Raw genomic sequence first — 21,686 nt, 5'->3', positions numbered from 1 at the left:
CGCCCCGCCGGCGGCAGCGCGCCGCCAGCGACAGGCGCCATCCGTCCTGCTTACTCCACCGTCACCGACTTGGCCAGATTGCGGGGCTTGTCCACATCCGTGCCGCGCGCCAATGCCGTGTGATACGCCAGCAATTGCAGCGCGACCACGTGCAGGATCGGCGACAGGTCGCCGTAGTGCTCGGGCAGGCGGATCACGTGCAAGCCTTCGCCGGAGCTGATGCGGGAATCGACGTCGGCGAAGACGTACAGCTGGCCGCCGCGGGCGCGCACTTCCTGCATGTTCGACTTCAGCTTTTCGATCAGCGCGTCGTTCGGCGCGATGGTGACGACCGGCATTTCATTCGTCACCAGGGCCAGCGGGCCGTGCTTCAGTTCGCCGGCCGGATACGCTTCGGCGTGAATATACGAAATTTCCTTCAGTTTCAAGGCGCCTTCCAGAGCGATCGGGTAGTGCATGCCGCGGCCCAGGAAGAGGGCGTTTTCCTTGCGCGCAAATTCTTCGGACCAGGCGATGATTTGCGGCTCCAGCGCCAGCACGGACGCGATGGCGACGGGCAAGTGACGCATGGCTTTCAGGTGCGCCGCTTCCTGTTCTTCGCTCAAACGGCCATTGACTTGCGCCAGGCACAGGGTCAGCAGGAACAGGCCGGCCAGCTGCGTCGTAAACGCCTTGGTCGAGGCCACGCCCACTTCCACGCCGGCGCGCGTGATGTAGGCCAAGGCGCATTCGCGCACCATGGCGCTGGTGGCCACGTTGCAGATGGTCAAGGTGTGCTGCATGCCCAGGCTGCGCGCATGTTTCAGGGCGGCCAGGGTGTCGGCCGTTTCGCCGCTTTGCGAAATCGTCACCACCAGCGTGTTCGGGTGCGGCACGCTGTCGCGGTAGCGGTATTCGCTGGCCACTTCCACGCTGACGGGCACCTTGGCGATGGCTTCGATCCAGTACTTGGCCGTCATGCCCGCATACGAGCTGGTGCCGCAGGCGAGGATCAGCACGCGGTCGATCTGCTTGAAGATGGCATAAGCGTTGTCGCCGAACAATTCCGGCATGATGCCCGTCACGCCTTCGAGCGTGTCGCCGATGGCGCGCGGCTGTTCAAAAATTTCCTTTTGCATGTAGTGACGGTACGGGCCCAGCTCGGCCGCGCCCGTGTGGGCGTGCACGGTCTTCACTTCGCGCTCGACGGGCTTGCCATCCACGTCGACGATCCAGCAGCGCGACAGTTGCAGGTCGACCACGTCGCCTTCTTCCAGGTAAATGATCTGGTCCGTCGTGCCGGCCAGCGCCATGGCGTCGGACGCGACAAAGTTTTCACCATTGCCCAGGCCGACGATCAGGGGCGAGCCCTGGCGCGCGGCGACCACGCGGTGCGGCTCGTCGCGGCAAAAGACGGCGATCGCATACGCGCCGTCCAGGCGTTTCACGGCCTGCTGCACGGTTTCAAACAAATCGCCGTTGTACATGTGCTCGACCAGGTGGGCGATCACTTCCGTGTCCGTCTGGCTCTGGAAGACGTAACCCAAGGCCGTCAGTTCGGCGCGCAGTTCGTCGTGGTTTTCGATGATGCCGTTGTGCACCAGCGCCACGCGGGCGTTCTCTTCCGTCGGGGAGAAGTGCGGGTGGGCATTGAAGGAGACAGGGGCGCCATGCGTGGCCCAGCGCGTGTGGGCGATGCCCGTGAAACCGCTCAAGCCTTCTTCCGCGATCTGCTTTTCCAATTCCGCCACGCGCGAGGTGGAGCGCGAACGCTGCAAGCGGCCATCCGCATGCAGGGCGATGCCGCAGGAATCGTAGCCGCGGTATTCCAGGCGCTTCAAGCCTTCGAGCAGGATGGGAGTGATATTACGTTGCGCTACCGCGCCGACGATGCCGCACATGGAAACCTCTGTCTAAAATTTAATCAATGCAAGCATGCTAATGCAGAGTGAATGAAATATGCTTTCTAAATCTGTGCATTTTTGACCGAATATTTCACACTCATTTTGTGATGAAATATTATTTCATTTAGAATCAATTTATTTTCCAATTCATCAAAACCATGAGCGATAGCAACATTACCCTCGACGAGATCGATCGTCGCATCCTGAACGCCTTGCAAATTGATGCATCGCAAACCAACAGTGAGCTGGCGCAAGCGGTGCACGTTTCGGCGCCCACCTGTTTGCGGCGGGTCAAGCATTTGCGGGAAAGCGGCGTCATCGAACGGCAAGTGGCCATCGTCGCGCCGCAACTGGTGGGCGCGCGCCTGACGGCCATCGTGGAAATCACGCTCGACGTGCAGGCGGCGGAACGCATGGCGGAATTCGAGCAGCTCGTGGCGGGCGAGTCCGCCGTGCTGCAATGCTACCGCGTCTCGCCCGGCCCCGACTTCGTGCTGATGGTGCAGGTGGCCGACATGCCCGCCTATCACGCGCTGGCGCACCGCCTGTTTGCCGCGCACGCAAATGTGCGCAACGTGAAGAGCTATTTTTCCACGTTCCGCAGCAAATTCGAGACGCGCATCGCCGTGTGATTTTTGACTTTCATTTATCCACCGCTTGCACACCGCTTGCCCACACACTTATACGGTGCTTTTCCACCGCTTATGCCGCACTTGCCCACAGGCTTATGCACAAGCATGATGCGGGCAAGCCATGGCAGCAGAGCAAGGGATGCGCGGGGAAGCAGCGCCAGGCGCGCCCGCGACGGTACCGCACCGGCATGCAAAGAGTACACAAGCTACTGCCAGCTTGACTTGTGCACCGGCTGCACACAGCTTGCCAACAAGTTAGCAGTCCAGTTATCGACAGGCTTATCCACAGCCCGTCCGTGGCGGCAGACGGTAAACTCAGGGGCGCACTTCCGCTTCGGCAAAGAAGCGGTAGCCGGCGTTGCGGGCGGTATTGATGGGCAAGGCCAGGCCCGCCGCCTGTTCGGCCTTGCGGCGCAAGCGGCTGATCTGGGTGTCCAGGCGGCGCTGGTCGTAGGTGAGAAAATCCTCGCCCAGCGATTGCACGATCTGCTGGCGGCTGACGATGCGTTCCGGCTCGGCCATCAGCACATGCAGCACGGTGACGTCCTGTTGCGATAGCGCAATAGCGCCGCAGCCGGGAGGCAAGAGGCGGCGCGGTCCCAGTTCCAGCACCCAGGCCGTGGCGGGCGGCGGCGCGTCGGCAGGCGGCGCACCCAGGCGCCGCGCCAGCGCGCCCAGGGTGGCGGCCAGCTCATCGAGGTCGGCGCTCTTCGGCAGGTAATAGTCGGCACCACCGCCCAGTCCGTTGACCTTGTCCTGCGTGGCCCCGCGCGCCGTAAACACGACGATGCCGATGCGCTGCCCCTGCGCGCGCAAGGCGCGCACCAGCACCATGCCTTCGCCATCGGGCAAGCCCAGGTCGATGATGGCAATGCGGTGCACGGCCGGCGCGTAGCAGGCGTGGAAGGCGGCCAGGTCGGCCACGGCGCTGACGCGGTAGCCGCAGTCGCCGAGAAATTCGGTCAACTCGTGGCGCAGCACGGCTTCGTCTTCAAGCAGGATGAGGTTCAACATGGCGCAAGGATAACCGATCGCCGTGGGGCCGGGAAGTTGTCTTTCTGACTCCCACACTGGCCGTGGTAAGCTGCCTCGCCATGAAAATCCTGCTCGCCCTTTGCCTGTTCTTCACCGCCCTGTTCCCCCATGCTGCACCTGCAGCTGCCGCGCCCGTACCTGCGCCGCTGCTGCTGCCGGCCAGCGGGCAGCCCGTGTCCGCCAGCGGCCACCTGCAGATGCTGCGCGATGCCACGGGCCGGCTGGGGCCCGATGCGGCATTGGCGGCGCCAGGCTGGCGCACCTTGCCCGGCGCCGTCAGCGCCGGTTACACGCAGGACGCCGTCTGGCTGCGCCTGGACGTGACGCGCGCGGCAGGCTCCCCCGATGAATGGGTCGTGCGTTTCAGCAACGCCGTGCTCGACGACGTGCGGCTGTACCGCTGGGACGCGGCGGGCCACTGGGTCTTGCAGGAAGCGGGCGCCGACGTGGCGCGCGGCAACTGGCCCATCGATGCGCGCCAGGTGGTGTTTCCGCTGCGCCTGCAAGCCGATACGCCGCAGCGCTGGCTGGTGCGCCTGCACAGCAAAAAGGCCATGTCGACGGAGCTGACCTTGCTGCCCAGCGATGCCTTCGACAACGCTTCGCGCCGCGAATACCTGTACTACGGCTTGCAGTTCGGCAGTTATTTGCTCTTGATCCTGTTCCATATCTTTTTCTGGCGCATGACGCGCGAAGCCCACAGCGGCTGGTATCTGCTGTACGTGCTGACGAATGCCACGACGGAAGCGCTGACGATCGCCATTCCCCAGCAAATCTTCACCATGCCGAACTGGCTGTCCGATCCCATGCTGGGCGTGTCGATGGCGATGTCCATCGCCGTCGGCGCGCGTTTTTCCACATTGCAACTGGAACTGCCCGCCCTGTATCCCCGTTTCAGCCGCGTCGTGGTGGGCTTGACGGCCGCTGCCGCGCTGTGCGGGGCGCTGCTGGTACTGCACGGCGACTATGCCGCCGGCGTGCTCGTCGTGCAAATGACGGCCTTGCCATTGATCGTGCTGTTCATCGCCCTGGCCAGCTGGCTGGCGCTGCGCGGGCATCGTCCGGCGCACGCCTTCCTGTTTATCTTCGGCATCTTTTACGCGGGCGTGGTGATCAGTTTCCTGCGCAATATGGCCATCGTGCCGCCGAACTTCTGGACCAACCATGCGGCCACCCTGGGCGCCTTCGTGCACATGATGCTGATGAGCCTGCGCCTCAACCGCCGCTACGCCGAATTGCGCCGCGCCAAGGACCGCGCACAGGCGGAGGCCGTCAGTGCCGTGCGCGCCCTGAATGAACGGCTGGAAGAGCAGGTGGCACTGCGCACCGTGGCGCTGCGGCAGGAAATCGGCCGGCGCGCCGTGCTGGAAGGCGAATTGCGCGCCGCGCTGGAAGTGGAAACCCGCACCCGCGAAGAGCAGCAGGATTTCGTTGCCATGGTGTCGCATGAATTCCACACGCCCTTGGCCATCATCAATACCACGGCCCAGCAAATTGCCCGCAACACGGACGCGCCGCGGGAAAAAACCCTGCAGCGCTGCCAGAACCTGCGCGAAGCGAGCGGCCGCATGACGGCGCTGGTGGATGAATACCTGAGCGCCGACCGCATGGAAACGAGCGCGGCAACCTTCCGGCCCCTGCCATGCGACTTGCCCGCGCTGCTGACGGCCGTGCTGGCCGAATGGCCGCCAGGCCGCATCGAAGCCAGCGTACAGGCGCTGCCCGCCAGCGCCGTGGTGGACGCCAGCCTGCTGCGCGTGGCCCTGCGCAACCTGCTCAGCAATGCCGACCGGCACGCGCCGCAAGCCCTGGCGATCCGCGTGCAGGCCGGCACGCTCGAGGACGGCCGCGTGCAGATCGCCGTCAGCAACGAAGGCGAGCCGCTGCCCGCCGATGAAATCCCGCGCCTGTTCCAGAAATACTTCCGTGGCCGCATCGCCCAGCACAAGCCCGGCGCCGGCCTGGGCCTGTACCTGGTGCAGCGCATCGCCGAATTGCACGGCGGCCAGGTGATACTGGCCAGCGCCGGCAACAACGGCACCATCAGCTTCGCCTTGCGCCTGCCCGTCTGACGACCGCGCGTATTCCCGACTAAATCAGTCGGGAATCGCTCAGGTTTGCTCAATTTTAAATTTCCCCGTTCTGATATCTTTCCGTTCAGAAATCTTTGTAGCTTTTTATAACGTTTATATTTAAAAAAGCAACAAAAGCCGCAACGGACGCCGTCCACGCACAGCACAGGGAAAACATGCACCGCAACCAACTCGCCAGCCACCTCACCGGCCCCTCCTTGTTCGCGCCGCTTTCCTGACCCGTTCTTCCCCCATTTCCCGCTCGCGCCAGCCCGGCCAGGTCCGCAGGCGCGCGAGCGTCTCCCTATTCAAATCAACAAGGACATCGCATGCATCGTCACGGATCGTTGAACCACATCTACCGCCTCGTCTGGAGCCACGTCTTGAACGCCTGGGTCGCCGTCGCGGAAACCTCGCGCGGACGCGGCAAGGGCAGCCGCCGCAAACTGGCCGCGGCAGCGGCCGCCATGACGGCGCTGGCGCTGGGAGGACCGGCGCAGGCCGCGCCCACGGGCGGGCAGGTGGTGAGCGGCACGGCCAGCATCAGCCAGCAGGGCGGCACCACCACCATCCATCAGGGCAGCGCGCAGGCCGCGCTGAACTGGAACAGTTTTAACGTGGGCGCCAAGGAAACCGTCAACTTCGTCCAGCCCTCGGCCAGCGCGCTGGCCGTCAACCGCATCTTCGACAGCAACGGCACGCAGATCCTCGGCAAAGTCAACGCGAATGGCCAGGTGTACCTGATCAATCCGAACGGCGTGCTGTTCGGCCGCGGCGCGCAAGTCAACGTGGGCGGCCTGGTGGCTTCGACGCTCGACGTCGACGGCGCCAGCCTGGGCGGTTCGAAACACGCGTTCGGCGGCCAAGGTACTGGCAAGGTCGTCAATGAAGGCACGCTGCGCGCGGCCGATGGCGGCTATGTCGCCCTGCTGGGCCGGCAAGTGAGCAACCAGGGCGCCATCTCGGCCCGCCTGGGCACGGTCGCCCTGGGCGCCGGCAGCGCCGCCACCCTGAGCTTTGACGGCGCGCGCCTGCTGCAACTGCGCATCGAACAAAGCACCCTGAACAACCTGGCCGAGAACGGCGGCCTGATCCGCGCCGATGGCGGCCAGGTGCTGATGAGCGCAGGCGCCCGCGATTCGCTGCTGGCCAGCGTCGTCAACCACACGGGCGTCATCGAGGCGCGCAGCGTGGAACAGCGCGATGGCAGCATCGTCTTGCTCGGCGGCATGACCGCCGGCACCACCCATGTGAGCGGCCCCCTGGACGCCAGCGCCCCCGCGGGTGGCAATGGCGGCTTCATCGAAACGAGCGCCGCCCACGTGAAGATCGGCAACGACGTGCGCATCAGCACGGCCGCTGCCCAGGGCCGCGCCGGTACCTGGCTGATCGACCCCGTCGACTTCACCATCGCCGCCAGCGGCGGCGACATCAGCGGCGCCGCCCTGACGGCCAATTTGCGCAACGGCAATGTCGTGATCCAGAGCACGCAAGGCAGCCACGGCACGGCCAGCGACGTGCACGTCAACGACCAGGTCAGCTGGTCGGCCAATGAACTGACCTTGAATGCGCAGCGCAACATCAATATCAACGCCAACCTGAACGGTTCCGGCACGGCCAGCCTGGCGCTGGAATACGGCCAGGGCGCCGCCGCTGCTGGCAACACGGCCGTGTATCAGCTGGGCAACGGCGCGCAGGTGAACTTGCCCGCCGGGCAAAACTTCAGCACCAAACTGGGTGCGGACGGCGTGCGCACCGGCTACACGGTGATTACCACCCTGGGAGCAGCCGGCAGCGTCACTGGCACTGACTTGCAAGGCATTAACGGCAAGCTGAATGGCAATTATGTGCTGGGTGCAAATATCGACGCCTCCGCCGCAGCCAGCTGGCAAGCCGGCTGGAGCGTTGGCTTCGCGCCACTGGGCGGCGACACGGGTTTTAGCGGCGTGTTCGATGGGCTCGGCCACTCGATCAATCAACTCAGCATGCGAGCCTCGCGCAACCAGGGCAGCGGCCTGTTTTCCATCACCACCAAGGATGCCCTGATCCAGAATGTGGGCTTGAATGGCGGCAGTATCTGGGCCACGTATGTAGCCGGCGGCCTGGTCGGCACAAACGCAGGCACCATCCGCAACAGCTATGCTGCGCTCGACGTCGACAGCTACTCCGTCAGCGGCGGTCTGGTGGCGCGCAACAATGGCAGCATCGATAATAGCTACGCCACCGGCACCGTCAGGAGCCAGGCCCAGACAGGTGGCCTGGTCGCCAGCAATAACGGCAGCATCAGCAACAGCTATGCCACGGGAAGCGTGGCGGGTCAGACTTATATCGGCGGCCTGATTGGCATCAACTGGGGCAGTGTCGACACCAGCTTCGCCACGGGCCGCCTGGTCCTCACCAGTGGCGGCAGCGGCGTCGGCGGCCTGATAGGCAGTAATGCCTACTCCAACAAGGTCAGCAACAGTTTCTGGTCCATCAGCGGCACTGGCCAGGCCAGCTCGGATGGCGGCACTGGCTTGACGGATGCGCAAATGCGCACGGCCAGCAGTTTTACGGGATTCAATTTCACCACCACGCCTGGCGCGCCAGGCAACAACTGGGTGCTGGTCAGCGTGGATGGCGGCTTGAACAATGCTGGCGGCGCGGCAGGCGCCACGTATCCGATGCTGGCATCCGAGTATGCGACCACCATCCAGAATGCCCACCAGCTGCAATTGATGGCCATGGCGCCGGGCACGGCGTATGTGCTGGGCAGTAACATCAACGCGGCCGGTACGGCAGGCGGCAAGGATGTCTGGACAGCTGCCGGCTTCGTGCCCGTCGGCAGCGAGGCACACCCCTTCACGGGTAGCCTGGACGGCCGCGGCTACACCGTCAGCGGCCTGACCATCGACCGGCCGACGTACGATTACGTGGGTCTGATCGGCTACACGAACCCAGGCTCGCTCATCAGCAATATCGGCCTGCTGGACGGCAGCGTGAAGGGTAATTTCGCCGTCGGCGCGTTGGTCGGCTCGAACGCAGGCCTGGTCAGCAACAGCCATGCCAGCACCACGGTCAGCGGCGACAACAATGTCGGCGGCCTGGTGGGTGAAAACTACGGCGGCACCATCAGCGCCAGCCACGCCAGCGGCAAGGTCAGCGGCGTCGCGGACCGCGTAGGCGGCTTAGCTGGCAGCAACAGCGGCAGTGTCACGGGCAGCTATGCCACGGGCGACGCCAGCGGCTTGCGCAATGTCGGCGGCCTGGTGGGCGACAACCGCGGCTATGACGGCGCCATCGCCCAGGTCAGCGGCAGCTATGCCAGCGGCAATATCACGGCAATCGAAGACAATGCCGGCGGCCTGGTCGGCTACAACAAGAGCGGCACCATCGCCGACAGCTACGCCAGCGGCAAGGTCAGCGGCGACCGCGATGTGGGCGGCTTGCTCGGTTTTAGTTCCCGCGCCACCGATAGCGTCAGCAACAGCTACGCCACGGGCGAGGTGCAAGGCAATGCCAGCACGGGCGCGCTGGTCGGCAGCAATGCGGGCGTGATCAGCAACAGCTTCTGGAAGAATACGCCAACGGCACCGGGCGTCGGCGAAAACGAGGGCACCTTGACCAATGTGCGGGGCCTGAGCGACGCAGAGCTGCGCTCGCCATCGAGCTTCGAAGGCTGGGACATGGCGACCAGCGGTGGCAGCCATGCCGTCTGGCGTATCTATGAGGGCCAGACCACGCCGCTGCTGCGCAGCTTCCTGACGGCCCTGACCATCAACGCCGACGCCATCAGCAAAACCTACGATGGCAAGAGCTACTCCGGCGGCTTGGTCAATGCCCGCTATTCGCTGGCCGGCGCCGCCGAATCCGGGAAAATACTCTACAGCAACAATGGCCTGTATGGCGCCATGCGCGATGCCGGCAGCTATAACGCCCTGGACAATTACGCGTACTCCGGCCAGCAAGGTTATGACATCAATATGATGGCAGGGCCGCTGACGATCCAGCGCGCCGTTATCACGCTCGATGGCATGCGCACCTATGACGCCAGCACCAGCATGGCTGCCGGCCAGTTGACCATGCACGGGCTGGTCAACGGCGAAAGTCTGTCCCTGTCCGGGAATGGCAGCCTCGATAACAAGAGCGTCGGCGCAAACAAGCACATCAACAACGGTAGCCTGACGCTGGCGGACGGCCAGGGTGGCCTGGCGGACAATTACACGCTGGAAGGTGGCCAACACCGTGCCACCATCACCCAGGCCACACTGGCAGTGCAGGATGCGGGCGTGGCCAATAAAGTGTATGACGCCACGAACAGCGCCACCCTGACAGGCACGGCCAAGGTGCAGGCGCTGGGCAACGACCAGCTCAGCCTGACGGGCGGCAATGCGCATTTTGTCGACAAAAACGCGGGCAGCGCCAAAACCGTCACCCTCGGCGGCTTTGTCTTGCAGGGCGCGGATGCGGCCAACTATGTCCTCGTGCAACCGGGTAACGTAAAGGCCGATATCGGCAAGGCCAGCGTCACCGTCGCCGGCGTGGGCGCCGCAAGCAAGGTGTATGACGCCACCACCGGCGTCATCCTGACGGGCAAGGCCACCGTGCAGGCGCTGGGCGGCGACCAGTTGAGCGTGGCCGGCGGCACTGCCCGCTTTGCCGACAAGAACGCAGGCAAGGGCAAGGCCGTCATCGTTGATGGCTACAGCCTGCAAGGCGCGGATGCGGGCAACTATGTGCTGGTGCAGCCGAACAACATCACGGCCGACATCAGTAAAGCTACTGTCAGCGTGAGCGGCGTGGGTGCGGCAAACAAAGTGTATGACGCCACCACGGGCGCCACCCTGACGGGCAAGGCCAAGGTGCAGGCGCTGGGCGGCGACCAGTTGAGCGTGGCCGGCGGCAGCGCATCCTTTGCCGACAAGAACGCCGGCATGGGCAAGACCGTCACCCTCGACGGCTTTGCCCTGCAAGGCGCGGATGCGGCCAACTATGACCTCGTGCAGCCGAACAAGGTCACGGCCGACATCAGTAAAGCTATTGCCAGCGTGAGCGGCGTGGGTGCGGCAAACAAAATGTATGACGCCACCACGGGCGCCACTTTGACAGGCAAGGCCAACGTGCTGGCGCTGGGCGACGACCAATTGAGCGTGGCCGGCGGCACTGCCCGCTTTGCCGACAAGAACGCAGGCAAGGGCAAGGCCGTCGTCGTCGATGGCTACAGCCTGCAAGGCGCGGATTCGGGCAACTATGACCTCGTGCAGCCGAACAACATCACGGCCGACATCGGCAAGGCCAGCGTGGTCATCGTCGGCGTGGGTGCGGCAAACAAGGTGTATGACGCCACCACGGGCGCCACCTTGACAGGCAAGGCCAGCGTGCTGGCGCTGGGCGACGACCAATTGAGCGTGGCCGGCGGCACTGCCCGCTTTGCCGACAAGCACGCCGGAACAGGGAAAACCGTCATCGTCGACGGCTACACCTTGCAGGGTGCGGATGCGGGCAACTATGCACTCGTGCAACCGGGCAACATCACCGCCGATATTGCCAAGGCCAGCTTGCTGTTGACGGCCACGGCCACCAGCCTGACGGGTGGCCGCACGCCAGAACAGTTAAGCGGCAAGGTCAGCGGCCTGCTGGGCAGCGACACCCTGGCGGACGCCACCAGCGGCACCCTGGCCTGGACCAGCCCGGCCACGGCCAGCAGTCCGGCTGGCAACTACGCCATCACGGGCAGCGGCCTGGCCTCGACCGACTATGCCTTCGTGCAAGCCGAGGGCAATGCCGGCGCCCTGACCTTGACGTCGGCAAGCCTGCCACCACCGGCCCAGGCAGCCGTGGTGCAACTGCAGGCGCAAGTGCTGGGCAGCTTTGCCGACACGCGTCCCGGCACGCTGGCCGCCGCACCCACCATCACCATCACGCAGACGGATGCCCCGGCCGGCACGGGCGCTGCCAGCAATGCCTTGCCAAACACCAGCATGCAGATCGGCAGCCGCGGCCCGGCCCTGCAAGTCGTCCTGGGCGGCGTCAAGCTGCCCGCCAACATGCTTAACGTAAATCAATAACACCATGACTCATTCCTTGACTCCGCGACACCTGATGCAACAACCGTTGCTGTCCCTGCTGCTGCTGGCCTTTGCGCCATGCGCCGTAGCACAAACCACCCCGGTCGTGCCCGATGCGGGCGCCATCCTGCGCCAGTTGCAGCCAGCCACGCCCGCCAATGTTGCTCCCGGCGCGCCGGCGCTGCGCATCGAACAGAAAGAGGGCGCGCCGCTGCCCGCCAGCGCGCCCTTTCTCGTCACGCAGATCGATATCGCCGGCAACAGCGCGTTCGATACGGCCACCTTGCAGGCGCTCGTCGCCAGCGCCCATGGCACGACTTTGTCCCTGGAGCAACTGGGAGAACTGGCGGCCCGCCTCACCAGTTACTACCGCGCCCATGGCTATCCGCTGGCGCGCGCCATCGTGCCCGCCCAGACCATCCGCCAGGGCATCGTGCGCATCGACGTGCTCGAGGCGCGCTACGGCAAGGTGGGCATCGACAACCGCAGCGACGTCAGCGACGCCTTGCTGAACGCCACGCTGGCGCCGCTGCAAACGGGCCAGACCATCAGCCAGGCGGAACTCGACCGCAGCTTGCTGTTGCTGTCCGACATACCGAATGTCGCCATCACGGCCACGCTCACGCCCGGCGCCGAAGTGGGCGGCTCCGACCTGCTGGTCGATGCCTGGTCCGGTCCTCGCATGGCTGGCGCTGCCTTCCTCGACAACAATGGCAACCGCTACACGGGCCGCGCCCGCCTTGGCGCCACCGTGTACCTGTACAACCCGCTGCACCAGGGCGACGTGGCCAGCGCCAGCGTGCTCAGCTCGGGCACGGGCATGTCGTATGCGCGTCTCGGCTATGACCTGCTGCTGAACGGCGCCGGCACGCGCGCCGGGGTGGCCATGTCCGCCCTGCGCTACCGCCTGGAAGGCGCCATGCGCCCGCTGCACGCACATGGCACGGCTCAGGTCGCCAGTGCCTGGCTGCGCCATCCGCTGCTGCGCAGCCGCGATGCGAACATGTCGATCCAGCTGCAATATGACCAGGTGCACTTGCGCGACCGCATCGACGCCAGCGCCATGCGCAGCGACCGCCGCCTGGACAACCTGAGCGCCACCCTGGGTGGCGACGTGCGCGATGCCGCCTTCGCTGGCGCCATCACCAGCTGGAGCGTGGCCGCGACGGCTGGCAAGCTCGACATCAGCGACCCGCTGACGCGCCTGAACGACGCCTTCAGCGCCCGCAGCCATGGCAATTTTGCGAAATGGAACGTCAACCTGTCGCGCCTGCAAAACCTGGACCAGCGCAACGCCGTGTACCTGGCCTTCGCGGGACAGTGGGCGGACAGCAACCTCGATTCCTCCGAAAAGATGAGCGTGGGAGGCCCGTACACGGTGCGCGCGTATGACGTGGGCGCGGCAGCTGGCGACCTCGGCTATTTCGGCAGCGCCGAATGGCGGCATGAACTGAGCGCCGGCGACGCGGGACAATGGCAAGCCGTGGCCTTCGTCGACAGCGCGCGCGTGACGGTGAACCAGCAGCGCTGGACGCCGGGCCCGAACAGCGCACGCCTGCACGGCGCCGGACTGGGCCTGAACTGGGCGGGCGGGCAGCAGTGGAATGCCCGCGCGTACGTCGCCAAGCCCATCGGCGGCACGCCCGTCCTGCTGGCGGCGCGCAGTTCGGCCCGCCTGTGGGTCGAACTCAATCGCCGCTTCTGATGCGGCGGCAACAGCCGGAAGTCCGACTTTCGGCTGTTGCTTGATCCAACGCAAGACTTACCCACCAGCTATCCACCGTCTGTGCACGGTTTTTCCACAGGCTTACCCACAGCAATATCCGGGAAGCAGGTGGCAAAACTGCAGTTATCCCCACTTGTACCTACGCTATCCAGCGCTTATCCGCAGGCTTACACACAGAGTTATCCACAATCAACAGGAAAAGGCGATTACATCGCTGGCAAGCCACTGGAATCAGCGGAAAAGGCAGCGACAAGCGCATGGCGGGCCAGATTGGAAAACTTGCCAACAGCTTATGCGCAGGCTTGCACACAGGCTTATGCGCCACTTGTGCAGTGGCTTGCCCACAGAGTTATCCACATACAAAAAAGGCAGGCCATGCGGCCTGCCTGTGTGCAAGGGCTGACTGCGCCGCTTACTTCTTGATTTTCACGGGGCGCGTCCAGCCATCGATGGTCACCTGGCGCGCGCGCGACACGGTCAGCTTGCCGGCCGGCGCATCTTTCGACAAGGTCGTGCCCGCGCCCAGGGTGGCGCCCTTGCCGACGGTGACGGGCGCGATCAGCTGGCTGTCGCTGCCGATGAAGGCGTCGTCTTCAATGACCGTGCGGAACTTGTTCACGCCATCGTAGTTGCAGGTGATCGTGCCGGCGCCGATGTTGACCTTCGAGCCGATGGTAGCGTCGCCGATGTACGCCAGGTGATTGGCCTTGCTGTGCGCGGCGATCTGGCTGTTTTTCACTTCGACAAAGTTGCCGATGTGCACGTCTTCCGCCAGGACCGTGCCCGGGCGCAGGCGCGCATAGGGGCCGATGATGGAAGCGGCGCCGACGATGGCGTCCTCGATATGGCAGAAGGGCTTGATGTGTGCGCCAGCCGCCACCGTGGCGTTGATGAAGACGTTGTTGGCGCCCACGCGCACGCCGTCGCCCAGTTCCACCCGGCCTTCGAACACGCAGCCCACGTCGATGGTGACATCGCGGCCGCAAATGAGTTCGCCGCGCACGTCGATGCGGGCCGGATCGAGCAGGGTCACGCCCCCTTCCAGCAGCGCTTGCGCGATATTGTTCTGGTGGATGCGTTCCAGCTGGGCCAGCTGCACCTTGCTGTTGACGCCCGCCACTTCCCACACGGCGGCCGGGTGGGCCGAGGTGACGGCCACGCCATCGGCGACGGCCTGGGCAACGATATCGGTCAGATAGTATTCCCCTTGGGCATTGTCATTCGACAAGGCCGACAGCCATTGCTTGAGCTGCACGGTGGGCGCAACCATGATGCCGCTGTTGATCTCGCGGATGGCGCGCTCGGCAGGTGTCGCATCCTTTTCCTCGACGATGCGCACGATGGCGCCGTGCTCGCGCACGATGCGGCCCAGGCCAAACGGGTCGTCCTGTTCCACGGTCAGGATGGCCAGCTTGTCCTTGCCGGCCGCCTGCACCAGTTGCTGCAGGGAAGCGGCGCTGGTCAGCGGCACGTCGCCGTACAGGATCAGGGTCGGCACGCTGTCATCCAGCAAAGGCAGCGCTTGCTGCACGGCATGGCCCGTGCCCAGCTGCTGCGCCTGCTCGGCGGCGTCGATCTGCACGCCATGGTTCACCTTGTAGCCGTCGAGCAACTTCAGCACTGCTGCGCCCCCATGCCCGTAAATCACGCATAATCGGGACGGCGCCAGGCCGCGCGCCGTGTCGATGACGTGCGACAACAGCGGCTTGCCCGCCAACGGGTGCAATACCTTGGGCAGTGCCGACTGCATGCGTTTGCCCATACCGGCAGCGAGAATGACAACGTTCATAGACCGTCTTTTATAAGTTAAGAATATGAAAAAGTTTAACACGCAGGCCCCGTCTTCCACGTCTTCCAGCCGCTTGACGTATGCCTTACTGGCCATCCTGCTCGTCGTCATGGCCGGTTGCAGCGGCTTGCGCCTGGCCTACAACAATGGCGATACCGTGCTGTACTGGTGGCTGAACGCGTATGTCGACCTGGACCGCGACCAGAAGGGCTGGGTGCGCGACGATATCGACAAGCTGTTCGACTGGCACCGCAAGACGCAATTGAAGGATTACGTGGAAATCCTGCGCACGGGCCAGAAGCAGTTGCAAGGCAATGCCACGCAGGCGGACCTGCTGGCGGATTACAGCGAGATCAAGCAGCGCACCCAGGCGCTGTTGCTGAAGGCGGCGCCCGAGCTGGCCGACCTGGCGCGCTCGCTCAAGCCCGAGCAGATCGCGCAGATGGAAAAGAAGTTCAAGTCGAACAATGAGGATTACCGCAAGAAATACCTGAGCGGCGACCACGAGAAGCGCCAGAAACTGCGCTACAAGAAAGCCATGGAGCAATTCGAACTGTGGTTCGGCAGCTTCAGCAGCGAGCAGGAAGCCCTCATCCGCAAGGCGTCCGACGCGCGTCCGCTGAACAACGAGATCTGGCTCGACGAACGCATGCGGCGCCAGCAGAACGTGTTGAGCCTGGTCAAGAAAGTTCACCAGGAAAAACTCGGCAAGGAAGCCACCGTGACCTTGATCAACACCCTGATCAAGGACAGTTTCGAGCGCCTCGAGCATTCCGAGCGCAAGGCCTTCTTCGATGCCTACGAAAGCAGCACGGCGCAGATGGTCATGACGGTGATCAAGATCGCCACGCCCACGCAAAAAGCCCATGCCGTCAAGCGCATGCAGGGCTGGATCGACGATTTCAATTCCCTCGCCACGCAAGCCAAATAGCCAGGCAGCGCCAGCAGGGGGGAGGGGGCCATATGCTATAGTGGCCGCCATCGAATTGAAGAAATACCCATGCAAAAGAAAATTAAGAAACCCGCCAAAGTCCCCGTCCACCACGCGCCGCCACCGAACCAGGTGCGCATCATCGGCGGCCAGTGGAAGCGCTCCGTGCTGCCTGTTTTGCAGGCACTGGGCTTGCGCCCGACACCGGACCGCGTGCGCGAAACCGTGTTTAACTGGATCAACCACTTGCGCGACGGCGACTGGGCCAATGCCCAGGTGCTGGACCTGTTCGCCGGCAGCGGCGCGCTCGGCTTCGAGGCGGCCAGCCGCGGCGCCGCCGCCGTCACCATGGTCGACACCCATACGCCCGTGATCCGCCAGCTGGAAGAAAACAAGACGAAATTGCGCGCCGACAATGTCCAGCTGCTGCGCGGCGACGCCTTGCTGACGGCGCAAGGCCTGGCATCGCGCGGCCAGCGTTTCGACCTGATCTTCCTCGATCCGCCCTACCAGCAGGATTTCCTGGCGAAAGTGTTGCCGCTGTGCGCCAACCTGCTCAAGGAAGGCGGCATGGTGTATGCGGAATCGGGCTTGCCGCTCGTCTTCGATGCAACCAGCGCCCTGGAAAAACCGGAGTGGATGGCGCCGTGGGAAGTCATCCGCGCCGACAAGGCGGGCACCGTTTATTATCATTTGCTAACTTACAACAAAGTGCCGGCTACTGCCTGAATCTGCCTATAAATGAGGCAAAAAAGCTCCCTGGCCCGAGGCGCAACACCAAGGTGGTCACCAATTTCAGGCATAATGCGCGTCTATATTGGTGCATCGTCAGGGAGCCGCAATGGTTGTAGCCGTTTATCCAGGAACATTCGATCCGCTCACGCGCGGTCATGAAGATTTGGTGCGCCGCGCATCGGGTCTGTTTGACAAGCTGATCGTCGGTGTGGCCGACAGCAAGAACAAGCAACCGTTTTTCTCGCTCGACGAACGCCTGGAAATCGCCAACGAAGTGCTCGGCCACTATCCGAATGTGCAAGTGGAAAGCTTTTCCGGCCTGCTCAAGGATTTCGTGCGCAAGCATGAAGCGCGGGTCATCGTGCGCGGCTTGCGCGCCGTCTCCGACTTCGAATACGAATTCCAGATGGCGGGCATGAACCGCTACCTGCTGCCCGATGTCGAAACCATGTTCCTGACGCCATCCGACCAGTACCAGTTCATTTCGGGCACCATCGTGCGCGAAATCGCGGCGCTGGGCGGCGACGTCTCCAAGTTTGTCTTCCCCTCGGTGAACCGCTGGCTGCAAAACAAGATCGCCGCCAACGCTGCCTCATCGCAATAAGTAAGAGTGAAATCATGGCATTACTGATCACCGACGAATGCATCAATTGCGACATTTGCGAGCCCGAGTGCCCGAATGACGCGATCTACATGGGCGCGGAAATCTACGAAATCGATCCCAACAAGTGCACCGAATGCGTGGGCCACTTTGACGAGCCGCAATGCCAGCAAGTGTGCCCCGTCAGCTGCATCCCCTTCAATCCCGCCTGGCGCGAAAGCCCGGAGCAATTGATGGCCAAGTACGAACGCCTGCAGGCGGAACTGCCCGCCGCCAAAGCCTGAGCTTTACTTCAGCGCCACTTCCGGGCCACGTCTGCGTGGCGCCAGCTTCTGCCAACTGTTCTACACTGTGTGCTGACTTATCCACAGCCCATGGTTTCCACGGAGGTAGAAGATGCAAATAAGCACATCCCGTTTGGGCCGCTCCCTGGCCACCGCCTGCCTGTGCGCCAGCCTGTGCGCCGCCGTGGCACGACCGGCGCTCGCCGTCGAGGTGGGCGGCGTCAAGCTGGACGAGACGGTACAGCTGGCCAGCCGCGAATTGAAACTCAACGGCGCCGGCGTGCGCTACAAGGTCATCTTCAAGGTGTACACGATCGCGCTGTACCTGCCGGAAAAGAAAACCCAGCTGGCCGACATCCTGGCGCTGCCCGGGCCGCGCCGCCTGGAAATCGTCATGCTGCGCGACATCACTTCCGACGAGCTGGGGCAAGCCTTCATGCAGGGCTTGAAGCGCAGTTCCGACCAGGCCGACCGCACGCGCCTGCTGAGCCAGACGATGCAGTTCGGCGCCATGTTCGAAATGGTGCCCGGCCTGAAGAAGGGCGACATTCTCACCGTGGACTGGCTGCCGGAAGAGGGAACGTTGTGCAAACTGAACGGCAAGCAGGTGGGCGACACGGTGCCGGACCTGGCTTTCTATAATGCGCTGCTGAAAATCTGGATAGGTGCCCATCCGGCCGACACCATGTTGCGCGCGCATTTGCTGGGCGACATGGCGTAATCGGCTGGCGGCAGGCGTAAAAAAAGCCGGCGCAGGCCGGCTTGTCATTCTGCAACAGTTGCTCGCTCACGCACGCGTAGACAGGGCGCGCAATTCGGCGGCATTGCTTGGCGATACGCCATCCATCTTGCCGAGCGTGCGTTTCAAGGCTTGCGCTTCGCGCATCTGCTGGCGCGCCAGGCGCTCTTCGCGGCTCAGCTTGGGACGCACCACCAGCATCATGGCGCGGGCGATGCCCACCAGCAAAGGCTTGAACAGCAGGGCGAAGGCGCCCACGGCGACGATCACCAGCACGAGTTGCAGGGCGTTCAGCAGGGAAATCTCCAGCACGGGTGCGGATACTGCGTACAGGGCGGAGGCGAAGGTAGACATAGTGTTCCAGTGCATTATAGAATTTGACAGTACTATAGTGCAGTGCAACATATAAATCTAATTCCATTTCTTGATACCAATTATATGAATCGTGAATGGAAAACTGTAATATTTTTTTACGAGTGAAAATATTCGTGCCCGGCGCGGTTTACACTCTTAAGTAATCAATTCAACTTTTATCTTGGGCTTTCCATGAGTTTTCTGACGCTGGATCTGAACTTGCTGCGCGTTTTCGACGCCGTCATGACGGAACAAAACCTGACGCGCGCAGCCGGCCACCTGGCGATGACGCAGCCGGCGGTATCGAACGCCATCAAACGCCTGCGCGAGAGCCTCGGTGACGAATTGCTGATCCGCACGGCCTATGGCGTGAAACCCACGCCCCGCGCCGAAGCGCTGTGGCCGTCCGTGCGCTCGGCCCTGGCCAGCCTGGAAGCGGCTGTTACGCCGGAAACCTTCGATGTGTCGAAAACACATGCCACTTTCCGCATGGCCATGGCCGATGCGACGGCCGCGTTCTGGCTGCCTTCGCTGATGCGCTCGATCGAACGGGAAGCGCCCGGCGTCAACGTACGCATGATGCCGCTGACCACGCGCGAACCGCGCCCGATGCTGCTGCGCGGCGACATCGACCTGGCCGTGGGCTTTTTTCCCGGCGTGGCGGCGCAATTGTCGAGCGAAACGGGCTCGCCCATCCGCCACGAGCGCCTGTATTCCGGCAAGTACGTGTGCGTGATGCGGCGCGGCCATCCGCTGGCCGACAAGGAATTGACCCTGGATAACTACTGCGCGGCCAACCATTTATTGGTGAGCTTTTCCGGCCGCGCGCATGGCTTGATCGACGAAGCGCTGTCGCAGATCCACCGCGAACGGCGCATCTTGTTGACGGTCAACCAATTCTTCACGGCCGGAAGAGTCGTCGCCAATTCCGACCTGATCACCGTCTTGCCGCGCCATTTGATCGCCTCGACGGGCATGACGGAATCGCTGCTGTACAAGGATTTGCCGTTGACCTTGCCAGCCGTCCACCTGGACATGCTGTGGCACGAGCGCGACGCCCGCAGCCCCGCCCACAAATGGCTGCGCAACCACCTGGAAAGCATGAACACGCCCACCCTGCGCACGGCCACGGCGGCCGGCGGCGGCGTGGCGCCCAAGCCGCACGTCGATTAAGACTTGCGACAGGACAAAAAAACGCCTGATATCTCATCAGGCGTTTTTTTTATGCGTGGCTGCTGGAGCGGTAACCAATCCGGAAACCGCCCCAGTGCTTGCCCTCGACGTGGATGGGCACGGACAAATCGTGCATGACCTCACCCGTGTCGCGTTTATAGGTCTGCAACAGGAACGCCTTGGTGTTGCTGCCGCAGCGCTTGCCCGTGCGGTCGCTGAAGATGCGCTTGGTGCGGTTATTTACAATATCGGTGGCGTAATCGCCCGTCAGCGGCTGGGAAAACTTCTTGTTGTGCGTAGGAAAATATCCATTGTTGTCGACGGCGCCCGCATACGCCAGGTGGGGCAATGCCGCCAGCACGCCTTCCTGCAAGTCGGGCAGCACCTTGTCCGTGAACGCGTCGAATTTCGTGTTGTGCTTGGGCGGATCGGTATTCGGGATGGGGCGGTAATGGCGGTCGAACAGGGCGTCGCGCGTGATGCGCCCCGAGGCGATCGCTTGCTCGAAGAGTTTGCCCACGTCGCGCGCGGCGCGCTGGGCCGCCTCGCGGATCTCGTCGTGCGGCGTGGCCACGCTCGATTCGCCCAGGGCGCCGGCGATCACTTCGGCCCGCTCTGCCAGGGCCATGGCCGACTGCGTGGCGCGCGGCAATTCGGCATTCGTCGACAGCATGCTGTCGCGGATTTGCCCGATGGCGTCGGCGATCACTTGCGTCGTCTCGACGTGTTCGCGCGAGGCGCGGGCGATTTGCCCGATCTCGTCCTCGGACTCGCCCGATGACTGCTCTATATGGCTGAGCGAGGCGTGCACGCTTTGCACATTGCGCGCCGCTTCCGTGACGCCGGCCGCCAGCGAACTCATGCCGCGTGCGGCTTTTTCCGACTGTTCATTGATTTCGCGCACCATCACGCTGATTTCATCGGAAGCTTCCTTGGTGCGCTGCGCCAATTGCCGCACTTCCCCGGCCACCACGGCAAAACCCCGCCCGTGTTCACCGGCGCGCGCCGCTTCGATGGCGGCATTCAGCGCCAGCAAGTTGGTGCGCGCGGAAATATCGGAAATGGCTTCCGTAAAGCCCGTGATGCGTTTGGATTTTTCCTGCAAGCTCAGCATGTTGCTGGAGGCGCCTTGCGCTTCCTCGCGTGCGTTATTGATGCGCTGCAAGCCCTGGTCCACTTCGGCGCGCGCCGCCACGCTTTCCACGCGCACGCCGGCGGCCACCTTGGCGGCCCGTTCCGCATTGGCGGCAATCTTTTCCGTCATCGCGGCATTTTGTACGGAACTGTCGGCGATGTCGCTGGCCGTGCGGACATCGAGTTCCACCTTCTGTTTGACGGAATCGACAAAATACGAGGTTTCCGCCGCGCCGATCATGATGGCATCGATGGCGTTGCCCACCGTATCGGCGAACTGGTGCAAGCCCGGCTCACCGCGCGGACGGCCGGCAAACGCCAGCAACGCGGCGCCGATGGCGGCGGCCACGCAGGCAATCAGATAGGGATGGTCGCCGCCCGAGAGCAACAACAGATAGGCCAGGCAACAGGCGACGGCCATGGCCAGGATCGTGAATACAAAGAAACGCACCAGCTGATGCTGCAACTGCTTCATTTGTCCCCCGCTGCGCGAACCCGTCACGTCCCGCGAAAGGGACGTGCCGTAACCGTATGCGGGTGGGCACGATTGC

At 63.6% G+C, this 21,686-nt stretch carries 15 protein-coding genes; 10 read left to right on the top strand and 5 right to left on the bottom strand.

Annotated features, from left to right (window positions below):
• Positions 1–50: 50 nt before the first annotated feature.
• Positions 51–1,880 carry a glutamine--fructose-6-phosphate transaminase (isomerizing) gene (glmS, locus tag O0881_RS19530; protein ID WP_099665965.1) on the bottom strand — a complete coding sequence of 610 codons (1,830 nt, stop codon included), beginning with the start codon at positions 1,878–1,880 and terminating at the stop codon, positions 51–53.
• Between the two features lie 161 nt (positions 1,881–2,041).
• On the opposite strand from glmS, the gene O0881_RS19525 reads away from it, so the two are divergent.
• On the top strand, positions 2,042–2,515 hold the full coding sequence (locus tag O0881_RS19525; RefSeq protein WP_289912580.1) for an Lrp/AsnC family transcriptional regulator: 474 nt from the start codon (positions 2,042–2,044) through the stop codon (positions 2,513–2,515).
• Positions 2,516–2,830: 315 nt separating this feature from the next.
• Here the strand turns inward: O0881_RS19525 and O0881_RS19520 are convergent, their stop codons facing one another.
• On the bottom strand, positions 2,831–3,529 hold the full coding sequence (locus tag O0881_RS19520; RefSeq protein WP_289912579.1) for a response regulator transcription factor: 699 nt from the start codon (positions 3,527–3,529) through the stop codon (positions 2,831–2,833).
• An 80-nt stretch (positions 3,530–3,609) separates the two neighbouring features.
• Between O0881_RS19520 and O0881_RS19515 the strand changes: the two genes are divergently transcribed.
• From O0881_RS19515 to O0881_RS19505, 3 genes are all read left to right on the top strand, one after another.
• Positions 3,610–5,622: a sensor histidine kinase gene (locus O0881_RS19515; RefSeq protein WP_289912578.1), complete on the top strand. Its 2,013-nt coding sequence runs from the start codon at positions 3,610–3,612 to the stop codon at positions 5,620–5,622.
• A 329-nt stretch (positions 5,623–5,951) separates the two neighbouring features.
• Positions 5,952–11,669 carry a YDG domain-containing protein gene (locus O0881_RS19510; protein WP_289912577.1) on the top strand — a complete coding sequence of 1,906 codons (5,718 nt, stop codon included), beginning with the start codon at positions 5,952–5,954 and terminating at the stop codon, positions 11,667–11,669.
• A gap of 34 nt (positions 11,670–11,703) precedes the next feature.
• The gene (locus O0881_RS19505; protein ID WP_289912576.1) at positions 11,704–13,374 is read left to right on the top strand and encodes a ShlB/FhaC/HecB family hemolysin secretion/activation protein; all 1,671 of its coding nucleotides are present in this window, start codon (positions 11,704–11,706) and stop codon (positions 13,372–13,374) included.
• Positions 13,375–13,807: 433 nt separating this feature from the next.
• On the opposite strand, the gene glmU is transcribed toward O0881_RS19505, so the two are convergent.
• Positions 13,808–15,184, bottom strand: a complete 1,377-nt coding sequence (glmU, locus tag O0881_RS19500; RefSeq protein WP_289912575.1) for a bifunctional UDP-N-acetylglucosamine diphosphorylase/glucosamine-1-phosphate N-acetyltransferase GlmU — start codon at positions 15,182–15,184, stop codon at positions 13,808–13,810.
• A gap of 25 nt (positions 15,185–15,209) precedes the next feature.
• Here glmU and O0881_RS19495 point away from each other — a divergent pair, with 25 nt between their 5' ends.
• From O0881_RS19495 to O0881_RS19475, 5 genes are all read left to right on the top strand, one after another.
• The gene (locus O0881_RS19495; RefSeq protein WP_289912574.1) at positions 15,210–16,115 is read left to right on the top strand and encodes a DUF6279 family lipoprotein; all 906 of its coding nucleotides are present in this window, start codon (positions 15,210–15,212) and stop codon (positions 16,113–16,115) included.
• A 69-nt stretch (positions 16,116–16,184) separates the two neighbouring features.
• Positions 16,185–16,844 carry a 16S rRNA (guanine(966)-N(2))-methyltransferase RsmD gene (rsmD, locus tag O0881_RS19490; RefSeq protein ID WP_289899693.1) on the top strand — a complete coding sequence of 220 codons (660 nt, stop codon included), beginning with the start codon at positions 16,185–16,187 and terminating at the stop codon, positions 16,842–16,844.
• A 112-nt stretch (positions 16,845–16,956) separates the two neighbouring features.
• Positions 16,957–17,454, top strand: coding sequence for a pantetheine-phosphate adenylyltransferase (gene coaD, locus O0881_RS19485; RefSeq protein WP_034752633.1), 498 nt, complete (start codon positions 16,957–16,959; stop codon positions 17,452–17,454).
• A 14-nt stretch (positions 17,455–17,468) separates the two neighbouring features.
• The gene (locus tag O0881_RS19480) at positions 17,469–17,735 is read left to right on the top strand and encodes a YfhL family 4Fe-4S dicluster ferredoxin (protein WP_077398358.1); all 267 of its coding nucleotides are present in this window, start codon (positions 17,469–17,471) and stop codon (positions 17,733–17,735) included.
• 112 nt (positions 17,736–17,847) lie between these two features.
• Positions 17,848–18,456, top strand: a complete 609-nt coding sequence (locus O0881_RS19475) for a chalcone isomerase family protein (RefSeq protein WP_099665957.1) — start codon at positions 17,848–17,850, stop codon at positions 18,454–18,456.
• Positions 18,457–18,522: 66 nt separating this feature from the next.
• Here O0881_RS19475 and O0881_RS19470 read toward each other — a convergent pair whose 3' ends face one another.
• The gene (locus O0881_RS19470; RefSeq protein ID WP_034752641.1) at positions 18,523–18,828 is read right to left on the bottom strand and encodes a hypothetical protein; all 306 of its coding nucleotides are present in this window, start codon (positions 18,826–18,828) and stop codon (positions 18,523–18,525) included.
• A gap of 192 nt (positions 18,829–19,020) precedes the next feature.
• Between O0881_RS19470 and O0881_RS19465 the strand changes: the two genes are divergently transcribed.
• Positions 19,021–20,001: a LysR family transcriptional regulator gene (locus O0881_RS19465; protein ID WP_289912572.1), complete on the top strand. Its 981-nt coding sequence runs from the start codon at positions 19,021–19,023 to the stop codon at positions 19,999–20,001.
• 49 nt (positions 20,002–20,050) lie between these two features.
• Here O0881_RS19465 and O0881_RS19460 read toward each other — a convergent pair whose 3' ends face one another.
• Positions 20,051–21,610 (bottom strand): methyl-accepting chemotaxis protein, encoded by a 1,560-nt coding sequence (locus tag O0881_RS19460; RefSeq protein ID WP_289905999.1) that lies wholly within the window; start codon positions 21,608–21,610, stop codon positions 20,051–20,053.
• Positions 21,611–21,686: the final 76 nt, after the last annotated feature.

The sequence above is a fragment of the Janthinobacterium sp. SUN100 genome (genome assembly GCF_030397705.1).
Lineage (GTDB): Bacteria > Pseudomonadota > Gammaproteobacteria > Burkholderiales > Burkholderiaceae_D > Janthinobacterium > Janthinobacterium kumbetense.
The sequence above is the reverse complement of the archived record's forward strand: the minus strand, read 5'-3'. Positions and strand labels throughout refer to the sequence as shown.

Bases quoted from the DNA above. Each gene is read 5' to 3' on its own strand.
- O0881_RS19510 (WP_289912577.1), top strand. From the start codon at position 5,952: ATGCATCGTCACGGATCGTTGAACCACATCTACCGCCTCGTCTGGAGC.
- O0881_RS19465 (WP_289912572.1), top strand. From the start codon at position 19,021: ATGAGTTTTCTGACGCTGGATCTGAACTTGCTGCGCGTTTTCGACGCC.
- O0881_RS19470 (WP_034752641.1), bottom strand. From the start codon at position 18,828: ATGTCTACCTTCGCCTCCGCCCTGTACGCAGTATCCGCACCCGTGCTG.
- O0881_RS19525 (WP_289912580.1), top strand. From the start codon at position 2,042: ATGAGCGATAGCAACATTACCCTCGACGAGATCGATCGTCGCATCCTG.
- O0881_RS19480 (WP_077398358.1), top strand. From the start codon at position 17,469: ATGGCATTACTGATCACCGACGAATGCATCAATTGCGACATTTGCGAG.
- O0881_RS19505 (WP_289912576.1), top strand. From the start codon at position 11,704: ATGCAACAACCGTTGCTGTCCCTGCTGCTGCTGGCCTTTGCGCCATGC.
- glmU (WP_289912575.1), bottom strand. From the start codon at position 15,184: ATGAACGTTGTCATTCTCGCTGCCGGTATGGGCAAACGCATGCAGTCG.
- glmS (WP_099665965.1), bottom strand. From the start codon at position 1,880: ATGTGCGGCATCGTCGGCGCGGTAGCGCAACGTAATATCACTCCCATC.
- O0881_RS19475 (WP_099665957.1), top strand. From the start codon at position 17,848: ATGCAAATAAGCACATCCCGTTTGGGCCGCTCCCTGGCCACCGCCTGC.
- O0881_RS19495 (WP_289912574.1), top strand. From the start codon at position 15,210: ATGAAAAAGTTTAACACGCAGGCCCCGTCTTCCACGTCTTCCAGCCGC.
- rsmD (WP_289899693.1), top strand. From the start codon at position 16,185: ATGCAAAAGAAAATTAAGAAACCCGCCAAAGTCCCCGTCCACCACGCG.
- O0881_RS19520 (WP_289912579.1), bottom strand. From the start codon at position 3,529: ATGTTGAACCTCATCCTGCTTGAAGACGAAGCCGTGCTGCGCCACGAG.
- coaD (WP_034752633.1), top strand. From the start codon at position 16,957: ATGGTTGTAGCCGTTTATCCAGGAACATTCGATCCGCTCACGCGCGGT.
- O0881_RS19460 (WP_289905999.1), bottom strand. From the start codon at position 21,610: ATGAAGCAGTTGCAGCATCAGCTGGTGCGTTTCTTTGTATTCACGATC.
- O0881_RS19515 (WP_289912578.1), top strand. From the start codon at position 3,610: ATGAAAATCCTGCTCGCCCTTTGCCTGTTCTTCACCGCCCTGTTCCCC.